At 65.4% G+C, this 3,241-nt stretch carries 3 protein-coding genes, 1 pseudogene and 1 riboswitch; all 4 genes and pseudogenes read left to right on the top strand.

The window, feature by feature from the left end; all coding sequences use genetic code 11:
* The first annotated feature begins 14 nt into the window (after window positions 1–14).
* Window positions 15–1,214, top strand: coding sequence for a winged helix-turn-helix domain-containing protein (locus tag ENZ74_RS26500; RefSeq protein WP_063168239.1), 1,200 nt, complete (start codon window positions 15–17; stop codon window positions 1,212–1,214).
* Between the two features lie 30 nt (window positions 1,215–1,244).
* A riboswitch (cobalamin riboswitch) is annotated at window positions 1,245–1,449 on the top strand.
* 38 nt (window positions 1,450–1,487) lie between these two features.
* On the top strand, window positions 1,488–1,916 hold the full coding sequence (locus ENZ74_RS26495) for a DUF1636 family protein (RefSeq protein ID WP_013531088.1): 429 nt from the start codon (window positions 1,488–1,490) through the stop codon (window positions 1,914–1,916).
* Between the two features lie 2 nt (window positions 1,917–1,918).
* A pseudogene (gene cobW / locus ENZ74_RS26490) lies at window positions 1,919–2,956 on the top strand (cobalamin biosynthesis protein CobW).
* 18 nt (window positions 2,957–2,974) lie between these two features.
* Window positions 2,975–3,241 (top strand): hypothetical protein (locus ENZ74_RS26485; RefSeq protein WP_164761230.1); only part of this gene is annotated, 267 nt, incomplete at its 3' end.

The raw sequence follows: 3,241 nt of genomic DNA, 5'->3' as shown, positions 1-3,241 counted from the left end.
AAAGTGATACCTGCATGAAGGAAAAGATCTCGCTCCCGATGGCCCGGCGCATCGCCCTTGCCGCCCAAGGGTTCCTCGATCCTCGCCCGACCGGCACGCCCGACCGCCGGCATTTTGCCCGCACGCTCTCCCGCACCGGCCTGTTGCAGATCGATTCCGTCAGCGCGGTGGTGCGCGCTCATTATATGCCGCTCTATTCGCGCCTTGGCCCCTACCCGTTCTCGCTGCTCGACAACGCGGCCGTGACGCGTAAGCGCACGGTTTTCGAATACTGGGCGCACGAGGCGTCCTTCCTGCCGGTCGAGACATACCCGCTGATGCGCTGGCGCATGCAGCGCGCCGAGCGGGGCGAGGAAATGTATCTGGGTCTCGCCAAATGGGGCCGCGAGCACGCCGCCTACATCGAAGAGATCTACCGCGAGGTCGCCGAGCGCGGCCCGATCGCCGCTTCCGCGCTGGAGGGCCAGAAAGGTTCGGGCGGCTGGTGGGGCTGGAGCGATGCCAAACACGCCTTCGAATGGCTGTTCTGGGCCGGCCGCATCACCACGGCGCACCGCCGCGGTTTCGAGCGCTTCTATGACCTGCCCGAGCGCGTGCTGCCGCAGGCGATCCTCGATCTGCCGGTGCCGACGCCTGAGGACGCGCACCGCGAATTGCTGCGCATTTCCGCCCGCGCCCACGGCGTGGCGACTTCAAGCGATTTGCGCGACTATTTCCGCCTGTCGCCGGCCGATATGAAAGGCCGGTTGGAGGAACTGGTTGAAACGGGCGAGTTGCTGCCGGTGCGTGTCGAAGGCTGGGACAAGCCGGCCTATCTTCACCGGGACGCCCGTCTGCCGCGCAAAGTCGAGGCCCGCGCCTTGCTGGCACCCTTCGATCCGGTCGTCTTCGAGCGCTCGCGCACCGAGCGGCTGTTCGATTTCCACTACCGCATCGAGATCTACACACCTGCCGACAAGCGGCAGTATGGCTATTATGTCCTGCCGTTCCTGCTCGGCGACAGGATCGTGGCACGCGTCGACCTCAAGGCCGATCGCCCGGCCAGCATACTGCGGGTCCATGCGGCCTATGCCGAGCCCGGTGCGCCGCCTGAAACCGCTGCGGAGCTGTTCGAGGAATTGAAGCAGATGCAAGGTTGGCTCGGGCTCGAACGCATCGAAGTGACGCCTGCCGGCGATTTGGGCGCGGCGCTGGCCGACATAGCCGTGTCGTAAGCTCGCGTTGACACCGCCGCCCGCAAAAGCCTAAATCCGGTTCCAGATGGTCCCTTGCCCGCAACGGCAAGGGCTAAGAGGGAATGCGGTGCGGGGCAAAATCCCAAATCCGCGGCTGTCCCCGCAACTGTAAGCGAAGAGCCAAGGCCGAAAACCACTGGGAATTCCCGGGAAGGCGGCTACCCAAGGCGATGACTCGCGAGCCAGGAGACCTGCCGTCTGCGACTGTAGAATCCGATCGCCCGGCGGGTTTCCGGGCAAGGAGCCCGATCTTTGGACCACGACAGCAGTTTTTCGGCTGGCACAGCGGATATTTCGTCCGGCCATGATGATGCCTTGGCCGGCGTCACCATCATCGTCTGCGGCTCCTGCCGCAATGAGACCGGCTCCGACGCTCATCCCCGCGCCGGCGAGTTGCTGACGGACGACACGCGCCGCGCCGCCGCTGGCGACGATATCCGCATCCGCAGCGTCGAATGCCTTGGCAATTGCAAGCGGCGCCTCAGCGCCGCGATCCTGCGCGACGGTTGCTGGAGCTATGTCTTCGGCGACCTGACCGCGACCAGCGGCGCCGACCTCGTGACAGGCGCAAAGCTCTTCGCCACCTCGAAAGATGGCCTGATCCCGTGGCGTGGCCGCCCCGATAGCCTCAAGCGCGGCCTCGTGGCCCGCATTCCACCCATCGACATGCTGAAGGATTGACCATGACCACTTCCGTATCCCGCGTTCCCTGCACCGTCGTCACTGGCTTCCTCGGCGCCGGCAAGACGACGCTGGTCCGCCATCTCCTGGAAAACGCCGGCGGCAAGCGCATCGCCATCATCGTCAACGAATTCGGCGACATCGGCATCGATGGCGAGATCCTCAAGGGATGCGGTATCGACACCTGCCCCGAGGAAAACATCGTCGAACTGGCCAATGGCTGTATCTGCTGCACTGTCGCCGACGACTTCGTCCCGGCGCTCGACCAAATCCTGTCGCTGACGCCGAGGGTCGACCATATCCTGATCGAAACCTCGGGCCTGGCACTGCCCAAGCCGCTGGTCCAGGCCTTTCAGTGGCCCAGCGTGAAAAGCCGGGTGACCGTCGATGGCGTCATCGCCGTGGTCGACGGACCGGCATTGGCCGAAGGCCGCGTCGCCAACGACATGGAGGCCCTCCAGGCGCAGCGCGCCGGGGACGAGACGCTCGACCACGACGATCCGGTGGAAGAAGTGTTCGAGGACCAGATCGCCTGCGCCGACCTGATCATCCTGTCGAAGAGCGACCTGATGGACGCCGCCGGCACCGCCCGCGCCAATGCCATCGTTGGCGAACACTCCGCCCGCGCAGTGAAGATCGTGCCGACCTCGCATGGCAAGGTCGATCCCTCCGTGCTGCTCGGGCTCGGTCTGGCCGTCGAGGACGACATCGAAAACCGCAAGTCCCATCATGACGGCGCATTCGACCACGAGCATGACGACTTCGACACGTTCATCGTCGACATTGCCTCGATCGCCAATCCGGACGAGCTGGCAAAGCGCGTCGCCACCGTCGCCGAAGAAGAGAACGTGCTGCGCGTAAAAGGCTTCGTCGAGGTCGGCGGCAAGCCGATGCGGCTCTTGCTGCAGGCCGTCGGGCCGCGCGTCAATCATTACTAGGACCGCGCCTGGACCGCTGAGGATGACCGCCGCTCGCGCCTCGTCGTCATCGGCCTGAAAGGGCTGAACCGCCCGGCGATCGAGCGTATACTCGCCGGCTGATTTCGGACACGGATTGCGATGCACATCCTAACCACGACATCCGCCTCGCTCGACGACCTCGCCGAGCCGGTCGATCTGCGGCAGACGCCGGCGGATATCGTGGCCCTGTCCTTCACCGACAGCGACCTCGCCGGACTGGCGGCGGCGTGGAGGACCGATGCCGACCGCCTGCCCTCGATGCGGCTGGCCGCACTGCGCGACTTGCGCCATCCCATGTCCGTCGACCTCTGGGTCGACAGCGTCGCCCGCCATGCCAAGATCATCCTCGTGCGCATCCTCGGCGGC

The organism is Mesorhizobium sp. M7A.F.Ca.CA.002.15.2.1 (assembly GCF_003998715.1).
GTDB classification, from domain to species: Bacteria; Pseudomonadota; Alphaproteobacteria; order Rhizobiales; family Rhizobiaceae; genus Mesorhizobium; species Mesorhizobium ciceri.
This window is presented reverse-complemented; position numbering and strand designations above follow the sequence as displayed.

Excerpts from the sequence above, each read along its gene's own strand:
- ENZ74_RS26500 (WP_063168239.1), top strand. The coding sequence starts at position 15 with ATGAAGGAAAAGATCTCGCTCCCGATGGCCCGGCGCATCGCCCTTGCC.